The sequence below is a fragment of the Mycoplasma mobile 163K genome (assembly GCF_000008365.1).
GTDB classification, from domain to species: Bacteria; Bacillota_I; Bacilli_A; order Mycoplasmatales; family Metamycoplasmataceae; genus Mycoplasma_J; species Mycoplasma_J mobile.
In genome coordinates, this window is record NC_006908.1 from 61516 (window position 1) to 84990 (window position 23475).

Consider the following 23475-nt stretch of genomic DNA (forward strand, 5'->3'; position numbering starts at 1 on the left):
TATAAATGCAAGAGGATGTATGAACCAAAAATTAAGTGAGCAAGAACTCATTCGACGTCAAAAAATTGAAAAACTACAAAAATTAGGTGTAGAAGTTTTTCACGAAACAGTGAAATTCGATTTAAATATTAATAAAATTATCCAAAAATATAATTCATTTTCAAAAGATGAATTAGCAAAAGATGAATTTTCATTATCAACAACAGGAAGAATTATTACAATTAGAAGTTCCTTTTTAGTTTTAAAATCACAAGGAAGTAAATTCCAAATTTACTTACCAATCAAAGAATTAGACAAAAAATACTTAGAATTAATTGATCTATTAGATATAGGAGATATTATTTTTGTTAATGGAAAGTTAATGAAAACTCAAACAGGTGAGTTAACTTTAAGAGCAAATGAATTGAAACTTTTATCAAAATCTTTAAAAGTTTTACCTGATAAATTTCATGGCCTAAATGATATTGAAGAAAGATACCGTCATCGCTATGTTGATTTAATTGTAAATGATGATGTTAGAAAAACATTTTTATTAAGAAGTAGAATTATTTCTTTAATAAGAAAATATTTTGACAACCTAGAATATTTAGAAGTTGATACTCCTGTTTTACAACCAATTTTAGGTGGTGCAAGTGCAAAGCCATTTATAACAAAATTTAATGCTTTAAATAGTAATTTTTATTTAAGAATTGCAACAGAACTACCACTTAAAAAATTAGTTGTAGGTGGATTTGATAGAGTTTATGAGATTGGAAGAATTTTCAGAAATGAAGGAGTAGACACAACTCATAATCCTGAATTTACCTCAATTGAATATTATGAAGCATATTCTAATAATGAAGGAATGATGAATCGAACAGAAGATTTATTTAAATTTATTGCAAAAGAATTAAATTTAAAAACAATCTTTTTCAATGGATATGAGATAGATTTAAATAAACCATTTAGAAGACTAAATATGGTGGAAGCTTTAAATGAGAAATTGGGAATTGATTTATATAAAATTTCATTTGAAGATGCAAAAGTCCTTGCAAAAAAACATCATATAAAAGTTGAATCATATTTTAAAATTGGACACATTATCAATGAATTATTTGAATTATTTATAGAAAAAGATTTGATTCAACCAACTTTTGTTTATGGGCACCCAATTGAAATTAGTCCTTTAGCTAATAAAAACAAAAAAAATCCCAATTTTACAGATCGTGCCGAACTGTTTATCGGTACAAAAGAATATGCTAATATGTTTACAGAATTAACTGATCCAATTGATCAACTAGAAAGATTTAAAGATCAGCAAAATGAAAAGGATAATGGTAACGAAGAGGCAAATGAAATCGATTATGATTTTGTTGAAGCTCTTGAATATGGTTTACCTCCAACAGGTGGATGTGGAATTGGTATTGATAGATTAGTGATGTTATTCACAAATAATGAATCAATTAGAGAAGTTTTATTATTCCCACACTTAAAAAATAAATAATAATAAAACAAAAAGAAAGAAGTATAAAAAGTAATGAAAATATTTGCATTTGATTTAGATGGGACTCTATTAGAAGATAGTGGTGAGATACACCCCGGTACAAAAAAAGTTTTAGACCTAGCCGTTAAAAAAGGTCACAAATTGATTTTAGCTACAGGAAGAGGACTTTCTGCTGTTTTGCCTTTTTTAGAAAAAGTATCTGGAATTGAATATTTGATTTGTAGCAATGGAAGTGTTTTATTTGATGTTAAAAACAGTAAAGTTAAAAATTTGAAGCCATTAGAAATGGACGTTTACGAAGATTTTGTTCAAGAAGCAAAAAATAATGAAAACATTTTCTTTTCAGCAAATGGAATTCAAAATATTTTTGTAATTAATACATTCCCCCCTTTAGAAGAAAAATATGACCAAAATTATATTAAAGAATTATTAAAAGGAACAATTCCTGTAGAAGATGAATATGCAAGAGAAAAATTAGAAGAAGATGTTTTTATTCAAGCTGCTTTAAAATCTGATGAAATAACAATCAAACATCTTTATGAAAAATATCGTGAAAAATATGGTGATAAATATAGCATTGTTATAACAAATAAAGTTTATTTAGATATCAATCCTTTAAATGCTTCAAAATACAATGCACTTATAGTTGCTTTGAAAAATATGAATAAAAATGAGGGTGATTTAATTTCCTTTGGTGATAGTAATAATGATTTAGACATGGTTAAAAACTCATCAAAAGGTTATGCTATGCAACATGCAACTGAGCAACTAAAAAAAGTTGCCACAGAAGTAATTGGAACAAATAATTCTGATACTATTGGTAAAAAATTATTGGAGCTAATTTAATTATATGGATAAGAATCTTTTAACTGGTATTAAGGCATTTTATTTTGATTTAGATGGGACTACATTTGTAAATGAAAAAGAAATTGATTCATCAACATTAAGAGTTTTTGAAACTTTAAAACAAAAAGGTTTTAAAGTTGGAATTGCAACAGGAAGACACCATTTAGAAATTCAAGAACAACTTGAAAAAATTAAGCCCAATTTACCTGTTATTACAGTAAATGGAACAATGATGTTAGATCCTCAATCTAAAAAAGTATTAAATATTAATAATTTTAATATTGATGAAGGTGAAGAAATTTTAAAAATTATTGAAAAAAATAATGTTTTAAGTTGTTCATTTACAAATGAAGAAATAATTTATTCTTATAATGAAGATTTAAATGAAGATTTAAAAGTATTCGAACAAGAATATGAAATTTCTTTAAAAACACAATATCCAATCCCTTATGTTTTTTTAGATAAAAATGAGAAAAGGAAAAATCTTAAAATTAATAAATTTTTATTATTTGGTAAAAATTTAGATGAAAAAAAATATAAAAATATAAAAAAAGATATCGAAACATCAGGTATTGATGCTCAAATTCTTTATGCTTATAATAATTTTATTGAAATTTTTCCAAGAAAAACTTCAAAAGCTTCTTCTTTAGCTTTAGTTGCAAAAAACATAAATTGATCTTTGGATAGTTTTGGATTTTTTGGTGATGGAGTCAATGACATTGAAATTTGCAAAGCTGCAAAACTATGTGTTGCAATGGGTAATTCTTGGAAGGAACTAAAATCAGTTGCAACTGTAGAAACAAAAACTAATTTAGAAAATGGAATTGAATTCTTTTTCAAAAAAATTGAACTACTATAGTGTTTTCAATTTTAAAAAAAGGAGTTTAAATGAATACTTTAAAAAATATCAAGGCATTTTATTTTGATTTAGATGGGACTTTGTTTATAGATTCAAAATTAAAAAAAATTGATATATCTTCAATAGAAGCAATTAATTATTTAAAACAAAAAGGCTTTAAAGTTGGAATCGCAACAGGAAGACATCACATAGAAATTACAAAAGTGATAGAACAAATTAATCCTACTTTACCTACAATAAGTGTGAATGGAACAATCATTAATGATTCTTTAAGAAATGAATCAGAAAACATTTCTTACTTTTCAAAATCTGAAACAATTAAAATTATTAGTTTTTTAAATTCTCAAAATCTGAATTTTGTTTTGTATGGTTTTGATTTTATGTATTACAAAGTAGCAGATATTTCTAATGATAAAATAAAAAGTTATTATGAAATGAAACAAAAAAATGCTTTTGATGAAAAAGTAAAAGCTTATTTTTTCTTTGATGAAAATATTGAAAAAACTTCAAGAGCAAATAAATTTTTAATTTTTTCTAAAGAAGTTTCTAAATCTAAAATGCAAGAATTACATAAATATTTAATCAAATCAGAAGTAAGTGCTAGTGTCCTTCAAGGTTTTAGTAGTGTAATTGAGATTTTTCCAAAGCAAACATCAAAAGGTTTTACACTTAAAAAAATAATGCAAGATAAAAATCTTAAAAAAGAAAATATCATCTTTTTTGGAGATGGTTTAAATGATATTGAAATTTGCAAGGAAGCAGGTGTTTGCGTTGTTATGAACAATGCAGAAAATGATTTAAAAGAACATGCAACTTTTATTACAAAATCTAATTTGGAAAATGGTGTTAGTTCTTTTATAAAAGATAATTTCTAGTCATGTAAAAAAAACTAAAAAAAAATATTAAAAAATTCATAGAAGTATATAATTAGTTAAAGGAAATTACACTCTGGCCTGAAAACCAAGTAGGAGTATTTAATTAAAGTTAAATAAACTGGAGGTATTTTGCGATGAATTCCATCTCAAGTAACAAATCAAATAATTCGAAGCCCCCGAGGGTCTCGGCTTCAAAAATTAGTAAATTAAACCCAAAAAATTTGCCAATAATTGAATTAAAATCAATCACTAAAGAATATGGTGATAAAACAATTTTAAACAATATTAATCTTTCAATCAAAGATGAAGAATTCATAACTATTTTAGGACCTTCTGGTTCAGGGAAAACAACAATTTTATCTTTAATTGGTGGTTTTGAATATCCAAATCGTGGAGAAATAAAATTTTTTGGTAAAGATATTAAAGATTTACCACCTCACAAAAGACCAAGTTCAACAATCTTTCAAGATTATGCTTTATTTCCACATTTAAGTGTTGAAGGAAATATTAAATATGGACTTAAACTTAAAAGAGTACCTTTAACAGATGTTAAAGAATTACAATTAAAAACATTTGAAAATAAAGTTAACATTTGAAAAAAAACAGCAGATGAAAAAATGTTGCAACTTGATAAAATTCAAGAAGATTATCGTCAAAAGCTACAAAGTTCTGAATTAACTGAAAAACAAAGATCAAAATTTCAAAAATGAATTGATGATAGTGATTTCCACTATTCATATTGAGAAAACTATGTAGATTTAAAAAAAGAAAGTTATTCAAATAAATATTTAAGTAGAAAATTAACAAATAAAGAAATGGATGATATTGTTAAAGAAATGCTTGAACTTGTTAGTTTAGAAGGTCATGCCAAAAGTGCTATTCAAAACTTGTCTGGTGGACAAAAGCAAAGAGTTGCTTTAGCAAGAAGTTTAGCTATTGAACCAAATATTTTGCTTTTAGATGAACCACTTAGTGCTCTTGATGCAAAAATTAGACAACAAATGCAAAGGCTTTTAAGTAATATTCAAAAAGAATTGAAACTAACATTTATTTTTGTTACGCATGATCAAAAAGAAGCAATCGAATTAAGTGATAGAATTATTATTGTTAGAGATGGAAAAATTGAACAATTTGATACTCCTAAAAATATTTATGATTTTCCAAAAAATAAATGAGTAGCCAATTTTATTGGGTATTCTAATTTATTTGAAGCAAAATATTTAGAAAAAAATAAAGTAAGTTTTTTAGGAAAAACTTTTGATACAGTTCATACAAATTTTGAAAATAACACAATAGTAGATGCTTTAATTAGACCTGAAGATATTATTGTTTCTGATAAAGAAGGTTTAATTAAAGGTAAAGTTAAAGAATGAGTGTATAAAGGATCATATTATATAACTGAAATTCTTGTTGAAAATGTTCTTTTTATTGTTGAAAGTACAAAATTTTATGACATTGATCAAGATGTTTATTTAAGCTGAGAATTAGATTCAGTTCATCTAATGGAAAAAATGGAAGGAGTAAGTGATAATGCAAAAGATACTGAAAAAATTTAATATTAATACAAGATCATCTCTTTTAATACCTTATTTTATATATTCAGTAATTTTCATTATTACACCATTAATTTTTATAGCTGTTTTAGCTTTTACTCCTGTTTTTGAAGATGGGCAGCGTTTTAATAATTTTGGAACTATCCAACAGGGAAGATTTTGAATTATTATGCTTAGATCTGTCTATTTAGGAGTACTTGCTGCTGTTTTTTCTTTATTCATTGCTATGCCTTTTGTTTATATTGTGGCAAGAAGTCAAAATAAAATTTTCAAAACAATCGCAATGAGTTTAATCTTAAGTCCATTTTTTATTTTTTCTTTAGTTAAAGTTTTAGCAATAAGAGGACTTTTTAGTGCTATGTTTGATGTAAATTCTTTAAACAATGATGCTTTTTTACTTTTAGGGCTTATTTATTTATATTTACCTTTTATGATTATTCCTATTTATAGTATTTTTAGAGATATGCCTAAAAATATTTTAAATGCAAGTACAGATCTAGGATTTAGTGGAATTAAAACTTTTTTTAAAGTTGTAATTCCTTATTCCATAAAAGCTATTTTAAGTGGAGTAGGAATTGTATTTCTTTTAGCGGCTACTTCAATTGCTGTAAGTGAAAAACTTTTACCAGTTCCTGGTCAAAATCAACTTGTAGGAAATGAAATTAATAATCTTGCTAATCCAGCAAATCCTTTTGATATTGCTTTGGCTTCCAATGTTGTTTTAGTAACACTAATTGTTATGTCAATTATTTATTTCTTAATTTATCTATTGCCTATTTTAATTATGAAATGAAAAGGAATGAAAAATGTTTAATTGAATCAAAGCAAGCAAAATATCTTTTGTATCAATTGTCATTTTGCTAATGTATATTCCATTATTTTTCTTATTAATTTTTTCTTTTAACGCAACCTCGAGAAGAGGTGTAATAAGTTTTGACATTTGAAATGGACTTTCTTTTCAGGCTTATGTTGATTTATTTAGTCAAGATGTATTGTTAGCTTTTGCAAATTCTGCAATAATTGCATTTTTTACAATAATTATTACAACCATATTATCCTTATTAACTGTTTTTGGTTTGTGAAAGCAAAAAAACAAGGCAATTAAGTTATATACAGATGGAACAAATAATATTCCTATTATTAATGCTGATATTATTACTGCTATTGGTATTGCTATTTTATTAACATCAATGTTTGGAACCTTAGTTGCTAATGATGAAGGAATTTTTAGAGCAATTATTTCACATGTAGTTATGACATTCCCTTATTCTATTTTAATCATGTATCCAAGAAGCGAAAAATTTAATGAAACTTTATTTAAAGCAAGTTATGATTTAGGTTATGGGAAAATAAGAACTTGATTCAAAACTTATTTTAGATACATGCTTTTACCTATAATTTTTTCAATTATTATTACAACTGTTTTTTCTTTTGATGATTTTATATTGGCAAGAATTTCAAGTAATGTTCAAACAGTTGGAGTTCAATTATTTGCAGGTCAATTCCAGCCATGAGCTCTAGCATTAGGTTCTTTATTGCTAATTGCAGTAATAATAGGAAACATAATTTATGTTTTATTTAAAATAAGTCAAGCTAAAAAGGCTAAAAAAACAACTTCACAATTAATAAAATTAAATGCAACAGATCCAATGTTGAAAAAATTATTTGGAATTAAAAAAGTTAAATCTAAATTTTTTAATTTACATTTAAATAAAACAAAATTTAAAGGAGAATAATATGACAAAATGACAAAAAGTAGTGATTTCCAGTTCTATAATTGCAATTTCCTCAGCCACAACAATTGCTCCTTTTGCATTCAAATATTCCTTACCTAATGCAGGATTTAAACCTATTGTTTATAATTATGTTCAATATATTTCAGAAAATGCAGAATCAATTATCAATGAAAAATTTGCTTTTAGGACATATAATGACTTGCCACAATTCAAGCAACAATTGACTGAAGGTAAAACAATCGGAGGTGTGAGTAGTGATTTTCAAATTGCAGAATTCGCAATTCAAAATTTAATTAAACCGATTGATTTCAATGCTTTTTTTGGAACAACAGGAATTATTTATGATGAAAATTGAGCTAAAGATAATTATACTGATTTTGTATTTCAACAAATGTCTAATTATGATGCTTTTTTACAACAAAAATTTATAGAGCAAGGAAAATCACTAGAAGAGGCTAAAAATTTAGGTCAATTATGAAAATGAACAATCCCATATTTTACTCAAGATAAAGTAATTTCCTTTAATGTTGAAAGATTAGAGAATTTGAGTGCTGCAGAAAAACAAGATTGATTAAAATTAACTCCTGAAGCATTAAATGCTAAATTTGCAGGTATGTCTTATGTTGATGTTTTTAAAGAATTTAGACGATTAGGAGCACAAAAATTTGCTATCAATGATATTCATAGACAAAACAATGCAATTGGATCAACTTATAATCCAACTAATCCTTCAGGAAATAACCCTGATGCAACAGGGACACTAAATCAAGTAAATTTTAGAACTCAAACAGATAATTTTGTAAAAATTGTTGAAGAAGGAACCGGATTTAGGATCAATGATCCATCTAGAATTGAATTAAATCCTTCTGATCCTGAAATTCTAGCTAATTTAATCAACCCTCAAAGAAATGATGCTGTTGGAGTCATTTACAATGGAGATGCAATTCAAACTATTTTTACTTCATTCGTTTTTCCAGAAGTTTATGATAATATAAATCGAACTGAAAAAAATCCTGTAAGAACAATTAGAGTTGCCAATCAAATTTCTCTTTTAGATGGATTTGTAGTTGCTAACAAAATTAGTCCCGAATTAGAAAAGCAATTTTTATCAACAATTTACAGAGCTGCTTTTGATGGAACTTATGGTTTAGGTGAATTTCAAAATGGAATTTTAGCAAGTGATTTAAGTGTTTCAACACACACAGAAATTGTAGGAAGTGCAACTGTTGTTGAAGCAATTAATAAAATTACCGCAAAGGATCTTATTGGTGAAAATCAGTATAAAAAATTAGCTAATACAAGCGGATTTTTAAATTTTGATTTTGTGACATATACTCCTGCAACAAGGTTTCAAATGAATATAGCATTAAATCATTATTATAGTGATGTGGTAAAAAGATTATATGTTGAAGATGAAAATGGTCCAAAGAATTTTCAAGAATTTATTGGGTCTAATTCTGAAAAACAACTTTTAATTGAAAATTGAGCAAAATATATTATTAGAATTAATATGGTGCCAGAAGGCTCTATTTTAAAACCTCTTGTTGTAACTCCTGCATCAAATTTTGTCAATTCAATTTCATTAAATTATTATCGTGAAAAAACAACTTCTTAATTAAAAAAGTATTAAAATATTTATAACTAAATTATGGGAAAGTTTGAAATTTATACCAGAACAAATTTATTAAATAAGTTTATGTTAATCGGTGATTGTACAATTACTTTTGTTAAAATGAGCTATTTTCTTTTTGATAAAACCTAAGAAGGTATAAAATGAAAAACTGACAAAAAATTTCTATTATAGGATCAATAATTGTATCAATTTCTGCAATTTTAATTGCCCCATTTGCATTTAAATTTAGTCTTCCAAATGCAGGATTTAAACCAATTATTTATAATTATGCAGATTATATTTCTAAAGATTCAAGAATAATTTTGGAAAAAAACTTTTCATATAGGACATATAATGATGCTCCACAATTCAAGCAACAGATTACTGAAGGTAAAACAATTGGAGGTGTGAGTAGTGATTTTCAAATTGCAGAATTCGCAATTCAAAATTTAATTAAACCAATTGATTTCAATGCTTTTTTTGGAACAACAGGAATTATTTATGATGAAAATTGAGCTAAAGATAATTATACTGATTTTGTATTTCAACAAATGTCTAATTATGATGCTTTTTTACAACAAAAATTTATAGAGCAAGGAAAATCACTAGAAGAGGCTAAAAATTTAGGTCAATTATGAAAATGAACAATCCCATATTTTACTCAAGATAAAGTAATTTCCTTTAATGTTGAAAGATTAGAGAATTTGAGTGCTGCAGAAAAACAAGATTGATTAAAATTATCTCCTGAAGCATTAAATGCTAAATTTGCAGGTATGTCTTATGTTGATGTTTTTAAAAAATTTAGACAATTAGGAGCACAAAAATTTGCTATCAATGATATTCATAGACAAAACAATGCAATTGGATCAACTTATAATCCAACTAATCCTTCAGAGAATAACCCTGATGCAACAGGGATACTAAATCAAGCAAATTTTAGAACTCAAACAGATAATTTTGTAAAAATTGTTGAAGAAGGAACAGGATTTAGAATCAATGATCCTACAAGAATTGAATTAAACCCTTTTAATGTAGAAATATTATCTAATTTAATCAACCCTCAAAGAAATGATGCTGTTGGAGTAATTTATAATGGAGATGCAATTCAAACACTTTTTACCTCCTTTGTTTTTCCTGAAATTTACAAAAACCCAAATTTGATAGAAAAAAATCCTGTAAGAACAATTAGAGTGGCTAATCCAATTTCTCTTTTAGATGGATTTGTAGTTGCTAACAAAATTAGTCCCGAATTAGAAAAGCAGTTTTTATCAACAATTTACAGTGCTGCTTTTGATGGGACTTATGGTTTAGGTGAATTTCAAAATGGAATTTTAGCAAGCGATTTAAGTGTTTCAACACACACAGAAATTGTAGGAAGTGCAACTGTTGTTGAAGCAATTAATAAAATTACTGCAAAGGATCTTATTGGTGAAAATCAGTATAAGAAATTAGCTAATACAAATGGATTTTTAAATTTTAATTTTGTGACATATACTCCACCTACTAGGTACCAAAATAATATTGTCCTAAATCATTATTATAGTGATTTAGTCAAAAATTTATATAGTGGTTTTAAAGAATTTGACATAGCTAAAACAACTCTTATTGAAAATTGAGCAAAATACATTATTTCAATAAATATTCCTCGGTTAAATAGTTTAAAAACTCTTGTTATTAGCCCCACAAATAATTTTATTAATTCCATTTCATTAAGTTATTATCGTGAAAAAACAACTTCTTAGAAAAAAAACATTAAAATATAATGTAATTAGGAATTATGGAAAAAAATACGATTAAAGAATTAGAAGATATTGCCTTATTATTAGAAAAATTCGAAAACTTTTTAACTGAAAATCAAAGAAAAGTCCTTTCTTATAGATTTTTAGAAGATTATTCTTATCAAGAAATAGCAGACATTTTGAAAATTTCTAAACCTGCTTCTTATGATGCTGTTAATAAAGCAAAACAAAAACTTTTAGATATTTCAAAAAAACTACAAGTGTAGTTTTTTTGTACTATAATTTAATAAAGTTTTGGAGTGTGTAATGAAATATAAAAGAATATTGTTAAAACTATCTGGAGAAGGTTTGTCAAATAAGAAAAAAAGCTTACTTATTGATTATGAAATTGTAAAGAACATCGCGATTCAATTGCAAAAAATTCATAAACAAGGTTATGAAGTAGCTATTGTTGTAGGAGGAGGAAATTTTTGAAGAGGAGAGAGCGCTTCAAAAAATGGAATTCCTAGAACTAGAGCCGATTATATTGGAATGCTCGCAACAACAATGAATGCTTTAGCTTTACAATCAGGTTTTGAATCAGTAGGTTTAAAAGCAAGAGTTCAATCTTCTCTTTCAATTGATGGCAAGGTTGCAGAAAACTATATTACAGAAAAAGCTAAACATTATTTAAGTAATGGAGAAATTGTAATTTTTGCTGGTGGAACAGGAAGACCTTTTTTCACTACTGATACTGCTGCAACTTTAGTTGCTTCAGAAATGCAATGCGATGTTCTACTAATGGCTAAAAATGGAGTAAATGGTGTTTATGATGCAGATCCAAAAGTTTCTCCATCAGCAATTAAATTTGATAGTTTATCTTATGATGAACTTTTACATATTGTCTTGACAAATGGTCTGAAAATTATGGATTCTACTTCTGTAACTATGGCAAAAGAAAATAATATCAAAATTTTGGTTTTTGATATCCAAGAAAAAGATTCAATTTTAAAAGTCCTAGAAGGAAACGCAGAACATACAAAGGTAGAGTAAATTATGGAATTAAATTTTTATACAAACAAAGTAAAATTAGAGATGGAAAAAGCTGTTCAAACTTATTCAAATCAAATTGCTAAAATTAGTGCTGGTAAAGCTAATCCAAAATTGATTAGTGGAATTAAATTTATTTATTATGATGAACCAATGAGCATTGAAGAAATGGCTGCTATTTCAGTTCCAGAAGCTCAACAAATTTTGATTAAACCTTATGATATTAAAACAACTAAAAATATTATTGAATCTTTAAATAAAATGAATTATGACATGCAAATCGTTGATGAAGGGGCTCAAGTTAGATTAAAATTCCCTGCTCTTACGACTGAAAGAAGAAAGGAATTAGTTAAGCAACTTGTAAAATTAAATGAATCTGCAAAAGTTGCAATAAGACAAGTCAGACAAGACGAAAACAAATTAATCAAAAAAGATGAAGAACTTAGCGAAGATGAACAAAAAAAATATTTAGATGAAATTCAAAAATTAACAGATAAATATATTTTTAAAATTGAGGAATTAAATAAAGACAAAGAAAAAGAGTTAATGACAATTTAAAATGAAAATATTTAAAAAATCACCTTTTTCTCTTATTAAAAATAATGTTCTTAGAAAATCAATTATTGGATTATTAATTTTTATTGTTATTCTTTCAATAACACTATTAATTAGGTTTTTAAATCTATCTGGTGCAATTATTGGATTCTTTTTTTATAGTATTTTACTTGGAATTTTCTTTGTAGAATTTACAACACATTATGGATTTAAAAAATGACAACAATTTATATTAATTTCTATTGCAATTTTAATATTTGTTTTTCCTATAAATTTTTATTCTAGTTTATTAAGATCTAATGGATTTGATCCAATTAATTATAATGAAACAGGATTAAGAGAATCATTACCTAGTAATTTAATTTCTCCTTTTGTTTTTTCTCCAATTCTTCCTTCAAATTTCTCATTTCCTAACTACTTGATTTTACTTGTTTTAGCAATTTTGACTCTCTTGTTTTTTGCCTTAAATAGCAAATTGACAATTAGAGATATCCCCAAAATTCTAATTGTAACTTTTGTGATAATTTTCTTCGTTATTTTTTCAAGATTTATATTTTTTTTAAATTTTAGCTCTTACACTTTGTTTATTATGCTTATTGTTGGTGTGATTTTTGCAGATTCATTTGCCTATTTTGGTGGAAAACTTCTTGGACAAAAAATTTTCAAAAGGAAATTGGCTCCTACTATTTCGCCCAACAAAACAATAGAAGGAGCTATTATAGGAACTTTATTTTCAGCAATATTTATTTTAGGATGGGGATATGGCACAAATGTTTTTGGAAATTACAGATATTCATTAGATGCAAATGCATTTGCAATAATTTGTGCTTTAATAATTCCAATTATTTCCATTTTTGGAGATTTGTTCTTTTCTTGAATTAAAAGAAATCTAAAAATTAAAGATTTTTCTGTTTTTTTTCCTGAACATGGAGGACTTTTAGATCGTTTCGATTCACTTTCTTTTGCTACTTGATTTATTTCGTTGGTTTTAATTTTTGCAGGAGTGCTATTTATTTAAAATTGATTTTTTTAAACTAAAATTAAATTTTCTATAATAATACAACTATGATAAAAAAACAAGCTTTTGAAAAATTTTGTAAAGAAATTAATTATTTAATTCCTCAGGAATTAGAAAACACTTTTATTATTAAAAGTGTTTTAGATCATAAGATTGATGCTTTTGTTTTACATTTTTCAATTTTTTATGTAGTAGATTACAAAATTATTTCAAATTTTATAAATACAATAAAAAAGAATTTTGCTTACAAAACAATTATAAAATTTTCAATTGAAAATCTTGTTTATAAACAAGAAACTATTTTAGATTACATTAATAATTTAATTTTTAATATTTATAAAATTGAAGATTTCATAAATAATTTAAATAAAAACAATTTTCAAATGGCTGAAAACGGGGTTTTAAAAATTTTTTATACTTCCGAACATGAAAAAAACAGATATCAAAATTATCAAAATTTCATAGAAATAAGCATGGAAAATTTGGGTTTTGAAACTTTCAAAATTATTTTTGAAAAATCAGAAATTTTCCTTCAGCAAGAAAATGATGATGAGAAACTAATTGCTGATTTTTTGAAAAATCAAAATTTATCTAAAAATATAGAAGAAAAAAAATCAAAAATTTTTAAATCAAGTTCAAAAAAAATGTATAAAAAAACTGTCAAGGAACTTTATGATACTTTTGAACAAGATGTTTATGTTGAAGCTTATGTTGTTGATAAAAAAATATTTGAAACCAAAAACAAAAATCTAATTTTAACAATTACTATTTCAGATAATACAGAAGCCATCAAGCTTAGAAGATTCTTCGAATCAAAAGATCAATTGAATAGTTTTGATATAACAAATATTGGGGATTTTATTGTAATAGAAGGAAAAGTAGATTTTGATACTTTCAATAAAGAAAAAATTATTTACCCAAAAACAATTACAATTTCAAAAGACAAAAAAGAATCAAGTGTTGATATGGAAATTGAAAAGAGAATTGAACTTTCAATTAGAACTACTATGTCCACAATGGACGGTTTTAAAGAAGCAGATGATTTTGTTAGTTTTGCTAAACAACTAAATCATGAATCATTAGCTATAGTAGATATTGATTCTGTTCAATCTTTCCCAAATTTTTTTAATGCAGTAAAAAAAGCTAATATTAAAGGAATTTATGGTGCTTCTTTTAGTACTATTTTCAAAAATAATCAAGCAATAAAAAATTTGAAAAAGAACACTTTAATTAAAAATGAAACATATGTTGTTTTTGATTTGGAAACAACAGGTTTAAGTCCTATTTTTGATGATATTATTGAATTTGGAGCACAAAAAATTTTAAATGGGAAAGTAATAGATACTCTTCAATTTTTTGTAAAGCCAAACAAAGAAATTTCCGAAAAAATAACTTTGATTACTGGAATTAAAAATCAAGATGTAGAAAATGCAATTTCAGAAAAAGAAGCGCTTAAAAAAATTCTAGAATTTATGGGTGATCATACTGTAGTAGCTCATAATGCTACTTTTGATATGAATTTTATTAATGAAAAAATAGAAAAGTACAATTTTCAAGAATCAAATCTGCAAATTATAGATACTTTGGTTGTCTCAAAGATTATTGAACCAGAAGCAAAAAAATTTAGTCTTGAAAATTTAGCTTCAAGATCAGGAATTATTTACAATTCAACTGAAGCACATAGAGCCGATTATGATGCTGATGTGCTTGCAAAAGTTTGAAATCTATACATTCAAAAATTGTCAGATATGAATGTAAAATATTTTGATGATATTTACAATTTTAAAAGCAATATTATTTATGAAAAAACAAGACCTTTTGAAATTACAATTCTTGCTAAAAATCAATCAGGCTTAAAAGAATTATTTCAAAAAATTTCCTTAACATCTACTAAACAATATTTTAATGGTCCCAAAATGTTTTTTGAAGATCTATTAGAGAAATCTAAAAATATTTTAATTGGTTCTGGAACTTTGAAATCATTAATTATAAATGAAGTTTTTAGAGGAACAAGAAAAGGCTTAAGAGAATACTTAAAATATTTTGATTATGTAGAAATCATTCCTCCAAAAAATTTTTCTCATTGAATAAAAAATGAAGACATTCTTAAAGAAGAACTTTTAGAAGGCTTAAAAATTTTAGTAGAAGAATCTAAAAAACTGAATAAAATAGTAGTTGCTGTCGGAGATGTAAGGTATGTTCAAAAAGATGAGAAAATACTTCACGAGATTTACATCAATGCAAAAGGTCTTCAAGGGATAAGACATCCTTTATTTAAATATGATCAAAGTGAAACAGATTATCCAACTTTAAATTATTTAAATACTCAAGAAATGATTGATCAATTTCTTTTTTTACAAGACAATGATCTTATTAAAGAAATAGTTGTAAAAAACACCCATTTAATTTCAAATCAAATTGAAAATAACATTGAAGTAATTAAAAAAGATCTTTTTACACCAAAAATTGAAAATTCTGCAAATTTATTGCGAGAATTAGTTTATGCAAAAGCTTTTGAAATTTATGGCAAAAATTTACCTGAATTAATCATCTCAAGAATTGAAAAAGAACTCAATCCAATTATAGAACAAGGATATGATGTTATATATTGAATTTCTCATAAAATTGTAGCAAAATCTTTAGAAGATGGATATATTGTAGGTTCAAGAGGCTCTGTAGGTTCTTCGTTAGTTGCTTATTTAAGCGGGATTACTGAAGTTAACCCTTTACCTCCTCATTATATTTGTTCGAATTGTAAAGATTGTGAATTTATTAAGAATTTAGATATCACTTCAGGATACGATTTACCTCATAAAAACTGCAATAATTGTTATAAAGCATTAAAAAGAGAAGGTCAAACAATTCCGTTTGAAACTTTTTTAGGTTTTGGAGCTAATAAAGTTCCTGATATTGATTTAAATTTTTCAAATGAATATCAACATATTGTTCATGACGAAGTAAGAAAATGATTTGGAGAAGATCATTGTTTTAGAGCTGGAACAATATCTAAAACAGCTGACAAAACTGCTTATGGTTATGTTCTTGCTTGAGCTGAAGAAAATAATTTGACTTTTTCTAATGCTTTTATTGGTTATTTAGCTTCAAAAATTGTAGGAACAAAAAGAACAACAGGACAACATCCCGGGGGAATTATAGTTATTCCAAAAGACTTTTCAGTAGAAGACTTTACTCCGATTAATTTTCCAGCAAATGATCCTAATTCTAGTTGAAAAACAACTCATTTTGATTTCCATGCAATACATGATAATGTTTTAAAGTTAGATTTATTAGGGCACAATGATCCAACAGCAATTAAATTTTTAACTTCTTTAACAAATGTGAATGTTTTTGACATTCCTTTTAATGATGAAAAAGTTTTAAGTTTATTTACTTCAACAAAAGCTTTAAACATTAAACCAGAAGACATTTCAGGTGAACATACAGGAGCTTTAGGTTTTCCTGAGTTTGGAACAACATTTGTTAGAAAGATGTTGGTTTCTGCTAAAGCTAAATCATTTTCTGATTTGATTTCAGTATCAGGGCTATCACATGGAACTGATGTTTGAAATAACAACGCTGAAGATTTAATTTTAAAGAAGAATTTACAGTTAAAAGACATCATTTCTTGTAGAGATGACATCATGGTTTTTTTAATAACAAAAGGTGTTAATGAATTGAAAGCATTTCAAATTATGGAAAATGTTCGTAAAGGTAAAGGTCTAAATTCAGAAGAAGAACAACTGTTAAAAGCTCACAAGGTTTCTGATTGGTATATAGATTCTTTGAATAAAATCAAATACATGTTTCCAAAAGCTCATGCAGCCGCTTATGTAATGATGGCTTGAAGAATTGCATGATTTAAATTGTACTATCCATTAGAATTCTATGCTTCTTATTTCACGACAAGAGCTGATTTTATAGATATTAAAATTATGTCTTCTACAAAAAAAACAATTAGTGAAAAACTAAGTGATTTTAAAAGAAGAAGAAATTCAAAGGGAGAAGATAAACTAAGTGCAAAAGAACAAGGATTAATAACAGTTTTAGAAATTGCAGAAGAAATGTATGCAAGAGGTTTTAAAATTTCGAAGATTAGTATAAATAAATCTGAAGCGACAAATTGAATTATTGATAAAGAATCAAATAGTTTGATACCTCCTTTTAATGCCATGGATGGCTTAGGAGTTGCTGTAGCAGAAAGCATAATTGAACAAAGAAAGAAAAAACCTTTCATTTCAATTGAAGATGTTATTGAAAGAACTAGCGTAAATAAAACTTTAAATGAAAAGTTTATTGAATTAGAAATTTATGAAGACTTAAATGAATCAAATCAAACAAGTTTATTTTAATTAAAAAATTTTAGAAAATTAAATCTAAAATTTCTTTTTTTTCAATTTTTCCAAAATATTCTTGAAGTTCAAAAGTATCTAAGATTTTGCTAAATTCATTTCTATCAAAATGTAAATTTATGATTTTTTCTTCAATCTCTTTTACATCCCTTGAACTTAAAAAATCTCCTTCAAAAACAAAATTTGTGAAATGATTTTTCTCAACATTATATTTTACTTTTAAAATTCCTCCTTCAAATTTTGCTTCTTCTGAAACTTCAAATTTAGGATTTTTTCCAAAAATTCATTCTTTACTTTTTCTAATTTCACTCAGATTTAACAACTCTTTTTCAAATTGTTTAATAGGCAAATCACTTAATTGGTATCCTTTTTCTATGAAAAAATTTTTCAATTTTTCAAGAAAAGTTTTTGAATCTATATCTTGATTGATTTGTTTTAATTCTTCTCTTATATTTGTGACCCTTTGCCTAATACTTTTTATACCTTTTGATGCAATTTTTAATTTATTAGGAATTAAAACCTTAGACATTTTAGAAAAGTCAACATCAAACAAAAGAGTCCCATGGTGACAAAAGGCATTTTCTAAAATAAACTGTGAATTACCACTAATCTTTGAATCATTTATTACAAGATCATTTCTACCCTTAAAACTAGCATTCAGGCCAAGAGATTTTAAAAATTCCAAAACAGGTTCAAGGAACTCTTTATATGTTTTTCCGTTTTTTCTACTTGTAATAAAACTAAAATTTATATTACCTAAATCTTGATAAACAGCCCCACCACCACTTATTCTTCTTGCTAATTCGATTCCATTTTCTTCTATGAAGTTTAAATCAACTTCCTCATTTGTATTCTGATTTTTCCCTACTATTGAAACATTTTTATGTTGATACAAAAAAACAATGTTTTCATCTTGTTTTAAATTTCTTGCCAATATTTCTTCAAAAGGTAATGTAAAATAGGCGCTAGTATTTTGACTTATGTAAAGTTTCATTATTTTTCCTCTACCAAATCAAAACTTGAAACATGTTTCATTTGTTTTTTAAAATTTTCTAAATCTTTTGAACTAAGTTTCAAATTTTCTAAATGAAGTAACTCTACTTTTCCATAATCTCATTTTCAACTATATTCATTTTTTGACAAAAAATAAATTAGTTCAACAATAAAAATATCAAAGAAATTTTTTTCTTTTTCAATTTCTCTTAATACTTTTCTAATTTCAACTTTTAATTCCCTATATGAATATGCAGTTATTACAAAATCAAAATGTAAATTTAAATCTTGTGCAGGTTTTGTTTGGTATTTCATTAACATACTTATATTTTATTACTAAAACAATTCTAAATAATTTTTTCATGAAAAAATCTTTTAAAAAAGATAAAAAAATTAATAAATATTTATAATATTAAAATTATGAAGTGAAAAAACAATTCAATAAAACCATTAACAAAAGACCAAATAGAAATTAAAACGCAAGAAAAATTAGTGAAAAATCCTATGACCAAAAGAAATATAATTGTTCTTTTGCTAGGAATATATGTACTAATAACAATAATTGCATTTTCAATTCATTCTTCTGTTGTAACAGAGACTTCATTTTCTATTTTAGTTAGCAAAATTAGAGAAACTATTGCAGATAATGGAATTTCAGTTATTGGAAAAAGCTCAAAAATATCTTTTTTTGCAAGAGTTTTAATTTTTGGTTCTTTTGAGCAATGAATCTTTTTTACAACAATTTCAAATTTATTTGTAGGATTTATGATGATTTTTTTTGCTTTATTTTCAAGTAAAAAACTACAAAGAGTTTTTTTTGTTTCAATATCATATATTACAATAACTTTTATTATTTTTTGAACATTAATCGCTCCTGTATTAAATTTTAATGGAGGATTTGACACTTTCATTTCTATTAATAATCATTTTATAAATCCAGTTTTTGCTTTTGTTGCTTATTTCTTATTGAAAAAGAGAATTTTATCGGTTACAAATCGAACAATTTATTATTCATCAATTCCTATTTATGGGTATTTACTTTTTGCAATGATTTTATTTTTTTCAAGTATTTCTTTAATGAAAAGTATTGATGCATCATTAACTTCAGGAGCAAATGTTTATTCATTTTTAAACTTTTTTGAACCATTTTTTTATAGAGGAGGTTCAATTCCTTTGGTAGTTTTTCTAAATATTATTATAGTTCTTTTAGCTTTTTGAATTCCTGTAGGTTTAGGATTTTTATTGAAATTCATTTCAAGATTAAAAATTGATAGATACAAAATTTTAACAATGTTTATAAAAGAAAAATTTTTAACTCAAAAAGATTTAGTTTCTTAATATTTGATAATAAAAAAAACAACTTTATTACATAGTTGTTTTTTTTATTTAATTTAATAGTAAGTTTTTACAATTTCAATAACTTCATCTTGAGTTTTAGCTTCTAAAACTTTTTTGCTTAATTCATCAGCTCTAGTTAAATCAAGTGAATTTAAATGATATTTAGCCATCCCTAGAGATTCAGGGGCCATTGATAGCTTATCAATTCCCATTGCTACTAAAATTGCTAAAGCATATTTATTTGAAGCAATTTCGCCACAAACACTAATTGTTTTCCCATTTCTGTGAGCTCCTTGGATTGCCATGTTAATTAAACGATAAATAGCAGGATTTAATGGTTGAAAATAATTTGAAACAGCTGAATTAACTCTGTCGACTGCAAAAGTATATTGAATCAAATCATTTGATCCGACAGAGAAAAAGTCTACATACTGAGCAAAAACATCAGCTAAAACAGCTGAAGAAGGAATTTCGATCATCATTCCAATTTTAACTTCAGGATCAAATTCAATTTTTTCTTGAATCATTGATTTTTTAACTTGGTCAATGATTTTTCTTAAAGACAATAGTTCTTCCACATTACTTACAAATGGTAACAAAATCGCAACATTTCCAAAAGCAGAAGCACGATAAATTGCTCTTATTTGTGTAATAAAAGTATTGGGCTTATTTAAAGAGAATCTTACAGAACGATTTCCTAAAAAAGGATTCATTTCTTTTTCTTGTTTAAAGTATTTTAATTCTTTATCCCCACCAATATCTAAAGTTCTAATTACAACTTCGCTTTGTCTTGAAGTGTTTAAAGCGATATTTTTATAAACAAGAAATTGTTCTTCTTCAGTAGGTCAATCATTCATTTGCATGAACAAAAATTCTGTTCTAAATAATCCTGTTGAAATTTCTTTAAAATCTTTTAATCTTTCAATTTCTTCAACTCCATCAATATTTACTGCTAATTCAACTTTTTTTCCGTCTTTTGATTTATTAATAGGAGTAAATGTTTTTGGGTTAATGCTTGTTTTTTTAACAAGATCTAAATAATCTTCATATACTTTTCTATCTTTTGCATTTGGTTCTGTGTTTAATGTTTCATTAATCCCATCAATGAAAACTTCTTGACCTTCTTTAAAATATTTTGGAAAATCACTTAAACCAAAAACATAAGGAACTTGTAAACTTTTTGCAATAATTGCACAGTGTGAAGTTGGTCCGCCTTCAGTTGTAATAAAACCTTTAATGTATTTTCTATTCAAGGTTAAAATATCACTTGATGTTAATTCTTTAGAAACAATTATTGTTGATTCTTTTAATTCTTCTCCCATAACTTTTTTTTCAGGATTTGCAATAAAAGATAAAACTGAAGAAGCAACATCTAAAATATCCGTTGAACGTTGTTTCATATATTCATTATCCATGCTTTTGAAAATCTCAATGTACTTATCACTTACAATTTTGAATGCTTCATAAGCAGTTTTCTTTTCAAATTCAATGATTTTATTTGCTTCGTCTTTAAATGTAATATCATTAGCAATTTCTAAATGAGCAGTTAAAATATCAACTTCATTTTCTGTAAATTCTTTCTTTGCCTTTTTAATTAATAATTTAATACTTTCGTTTGTTTTATTAATTGCATTTTCTAATATTGCCTTTTCTTTTTTTATATCTTGAAAAGATTTTTTGTATTCAATTTGCTCTTCTTCAAGAAAATGAATTTTCCCTAAAGCCAATTCTTGATTTGAGCTTTTAATTTTTAAAATCATTTACCCACCTTTATTATTTTCAATAACATTATAATTTTAAGGAAAACAACTAAATATTTTTAAAAACAATCAAAAATATTGTTATTTAAAAACTATTTTGAATATTTCTTATTTTTTCATAAAATTCAAGATTTTTTATTTAATAGTTCTTTTTTAAAAAATTTATTTAAGATTAATAATCATTTTGATAATTCAATTATAATTTTCAATTATGAGTGAAAAAAGTAAATATTACGAAGATGTTAAAAGTCTTATTTTATATCTAGGTGGATCAGAAAATATAATTAGTGCAACTAATTGTGTTAGTAGACTAAGATTAGTAATGAAAGACATGCTTCTTGTAGATGATAAGAAAATTCAGGAATTAAAATCAGTTAAAGGGACAATGAAACAACCTAATAACCAATATCATGTAATTATTGGTTCAGATGTTCCTATTTTTTATAAGGAATTTGAAGAACAAACAAATATTAAGAAAGTTTCAAAAGAAGAATTAAAAAAAGTTGCAGCCGGACAAGGTAATTGACTTCAAAAAGCTTTACAGCATTTTAGTGAAATTTTTATCCCAATTATCCCAGTTGTTATTGCTTCAGGTTTAATTTTATCTTTTAGAAATATTTTAGAAGCAAATTTTGGTGGATTTGTTTTTGTACAAGAATATGATTTTGCAGCTGGTCTTAATGAATTTCTTTTAGCCCCAGCTCTTGCAGGCTTATGATTTTTACCAGTTTTTATATCTTGATCGATATTCAAAAAAATGGGCGGAACTCAGACCCTGGGAATTTTAATTGGATTATCTTTATTAATTATTCCTTTAGTAAATGTTTTTGAAACAAACAACCAAGGTGTTAAATTTATTTGAGAATATGACTTAAATCAATTTGGTTTTGATTTTGGGGTATGAAAGTTTCCGTGGAAACTTGCTTATACAGCACAAGTTATACCGGCAATTGGAGTAGCCTTTCTTGGAGTTTATTTAGAAAGATGATTGACTAAAATTGTTGCACCAGTTTTAAGGCAAATTTTTGTTCCTTTAGGAGTTTTATTAGGTTCTTTTATTGTTGGTATGGTTATTATAGGACCTCTTGGATGAATAGTTGGAACAAGCATTTCGATAGTTGTTTCTTTAGCATTGACAAATGGAATTGCTAAATATATTTTCGGGCCAATTTTTGGATTTGGATATGCATTTTTAGTAATAACTGGATTGCATCACTCTTTAAATGCTGTAATGATTCAAAACACTGCAACTTTAAATGGTTCATTTATCTTTCCTATTTTAGCTGTATCAAATATCACACAAGGTGCTGCAGCATTAATGTTTACGTTATTGAATAGAAGATCAGAAAAATTGAAACAAATCGGTTATTCAGCAACAACTTCAGCATGACTAGGAGTGACAGAACCTGCTATGTATGGAATTAATTTAAGATATGTTTATCCTTTTTTAGCAGCAGCAACTGGTTCAGCAACTGGAGCATTATTATTAACAATTGCTGGAGTTACATCTAGTGGAATTGGTAATGGAGCTTGACTAGGAGTTTTATCAATGCAAGCATCTTCAGCAGTAGTAGGAGTTAATACTTTTGCAGGAACAGGATTTTTATGATTTATGCTTTCTGCATTACTAGCAACAGCAGTAACAATGGTTCTAACATGATTCTTTGGTAAATTACCAAGATTTAAGAAAATTTATGATAGAGTTGGCATTGCTTAGTATATAATTTTTT

At 25.8% G+C, this 23475-nt stretch carries 19 protein-coding genes; 16 read left to right on the forward strand and 3 right to left on the reverse strand.

The annotated features are described in order from the left end of the window. Positions 1 to 19 precede the first annotated feature (19 nt). The 14 genes from lysS to MMOB_RS00310 all read left to right on the forward strand — a co-directional run bounded on the left by lysS (position 20) and on the right by MMOB_RS00310 (position 17654). The gene (gene lysS, locus MMOB_RS00245; RefSeq protein ID WP_011264564.1) at positions 20 to 1483 is read left to right on the forward strand and encodes a lysine--tRNA ligase; all 1464 of its coding nucleotides are present in this window, start codon (positions 20 to 22) and stop codon (positions 1481 to 1483) included. A gap of 33 nt (positions 1484 to 1516) precedes the next feature. Beyond that, positions 1517 to 2329 carry an HAD family hydrolase gene (locus MMOB_RS00250; RefSeq protein WP_011264565.1) on the forward strand — a complete coding sequence of 271 codons (813 nt, stop codon included), beginning with the start codon at positions 1517 to 1519 and terminating at the stop codon, positions 2327 to 2329. A gap of 4 nt (positions 2330 to 2333) precedes the next feature. Next, complete coding sequence (locus MMOB_RS00255) at positions 2334 to 3188, forward strand: Cof-type HAD-IIB family hydrolase (RefSeq protein ID WP_011264566.1); 855 nt, start codon at positions 2334 to 2336, stop codon at positions 3186 to 3188. A 29-nt stretch (positions 3189 to 3217) separates the two neighbouring features. Continuing rightward, positions 3218 to 4063: a Cof-type HAD-IIB family hydrolase gene (locus tag MMOB_RS03455; protein ID WP_011264567.1), complete on the forward strand. Its 846-nt coding sequence runs from the start codon at positions 3218 to 3220 to the stop codon at positions 4061 to 4063. A gap of 134 nt (positions 4064 to 4197) precedes the next feature. Continuing rightward, a complete protein-coding gene (locus MMOB_RS00265) occupies positions 4198 to 5619 on the forward strand; it encodes an ABC transporter ATP-binding protein (RefSeq protein ID WP_011264568.1) in 1422 nt (473 codons plus the stop codon). Beyond that, the gene (locus tag MMOB_RS00270; protein WP_041362733.1) at positions 5594 to 6430 is read left to right on the forward strand and encodes an ABC transporter permease; all 837 of its coding nucleotides are present in this window, start codon (positions 5594 to 5596) and stop codon (positions 6428 to 6430) included. The genes MMOB_RS00265 and MMOB_RS00270 overlap by 26 nt, the downstream gene beginning before the upstream one ends. Next, positions 6423 to 7352, forward strand: coding sequence for an ABC transporter permease (locus MMOB_RS00275; RefSeq protein WP_011264570.1), 930 nt, complete (start codon positions 6423 to 6425; stop codon positions 7350 to 7352). The genes MMOB_RS00270 and MMOB_RS00275 overlap by 8 nt, the downstream gene beginning before the upstream one ends. Position 7353: 1 nt before the next feature. Beyond that, positions 7354 to 8967, forward strand: a complete 1614-nt coding sequence (locus tag MMOB_RS00280) for a spermidine/putrescine ABC transporter substrate-binding protein (protein WP_011264571.1) — start codon at positions 7354 to 7356, stop codon at positions 8965 to 8967. Positions 8968 to 9125: 158 nt separating this feature from the next. Then, positions 9126 to 10706, forward strand: coding sequence for a spermidine/putrescine ABC transporter substrate-binding protein (locus MMOB_RS00285; protein ID WP_011264572.1), 1581 nt, complete (start codon positions 9126 to 9128; stop codon positions 10704 to 10706). Between the two features lie 35 nt (positions 10707 to 10741). Next, the gene (locus MMOB_RS00290) at positions 10742 to 10969 is read left to right on the forward strand and encodes a sigma factor-like helix-turn-helix DNA-binding protein (RefSeq protein ID WP_011264573.1); all 228 of its coding nucleotides are present in this window, start codon (positions 10742 to 10744) and stop codon (positions 10967 to 10969) included. Positions 10970 to 11009: 40 nt separating this feature from the next. After that, on the forward strand, positions 11010 to 11735 hold the full coding sequence (gene pyrH, locus MMOB_RS00295; RefSeq protein WP_041362736.1) for a UMP kinase: 726 nt from the start codon (positions 11010 to 11012) through the stop codon (positions 11733 to 11735). Positions 11736 to 11738: 3 nt separating this feature from the next. Beyond that, positions 11739 to 12290, forward strand: a complete 552-nt coding sequence (gene frr / locus MMOB_RS00300; RefSeq protein ID WP_011264575.1) for a ribosome recycling factor — start codon at positions 11739 to 11741, stop codon at positions 12288 to 12290. Between the two features lies 1 nt (position 12291). Continuing rightward, entirely contained in the window at positions 12292 to 13305 is a 1014-nt protein-coding gene (locus MMOB_RS03460) for a phosphatidate cytidylyltransferase (protein ID WP_011264576.1), read from the forward strand. A 47-nt stretch (positions 13306 to 13352) separates the two neighbouring features. Continuing rightward, on the forward strand, positions 13353 to 17654 hold the full coding sequence (locus tag MMOB_RS00310) for a PolC-type DNA polymerase III (RefSeq protein WP_011264577.1): 4302 nt from the start codon (positions 13353 to 13355) through the stop codon (positions 17652 to 17654). Between the two features lie 10 nt (positions 17655 to 17664). Here MMOB_RS00310 and MMOB_RS00315 read toward each other — a convergent pair whose 3' ends face one another. Further along, positions 17665 to 18648 (reverse strand): lipoate--protein ligase, encoded by a 984-nt coding sequence (locus MMOB_RS00315; protein ID WP_011264578.1) that lies wholly within the window; start codon positions 18646 to 18648, stop codon positions 17665 to 17667. Next, complete coding sequence (locus tag MMOB_RS00320) at positions 18648 to 18962, reverse strand: hypothetical protein (RefSeq protein WP_050707636.1); 315 nt, start codon at positions 18960 to 18962, stop codon at positions 18648 to 18650. The genes MMOB_RS00315 and MMOB_RS00320 overlap by 1 nt, the downstream gene beginning before the upstream one ends. Positions 18963 to 19067: 105 nt before the next feature. Here MMOB_RS00320 and MMOB_RS00325 point away from each other — a divergent pair, with 105 nt between their 5' ends. Further along, positions 19068 to 19985 (forward strand): MAGa3780 family membrane protein, encoded by a 918-nt coding sequence (locus MMOB_RS00325; RefSeq protein WP_011264580.1) that lies wholly within the window; start codon positions 19068 to 19070, stop codon positions 19983 to 19985. A gap of 53 nt (positions 19986 to 20038) precedes the next feature. On the opposite strand, the gene ptsP is transcribed toward MMOB_RS00325, so the two are convergent. Next, a complete protein-coding gene (gene ptsP, locus MMOB_RS00330; protein ID WP_011264581.1) occupies positions 20039 to 21745 on the reverse strand; it encodes a phosphoenolpyruvate--protein phosphotransferase in 1707 nt (568 codons plus the stop codon). Positions 21746 to 21956: 211 nt separating this feature from the next. Between ptsP and MMOB_RS00335 the strand changes: the two genes are divergently transcribed. Continuing rightward, a complete protein-coding gene (locus MMOB_RS00335; protein ID WP_011264582.1) occupies positions 21957 to 23462 on the forward strand; it encodes a PTS transporter subunit EIIC in 1506 nt (501 codons plus the stop codon). Positions 23463 to 23475 lie beyond the last annotated feature (13 nt).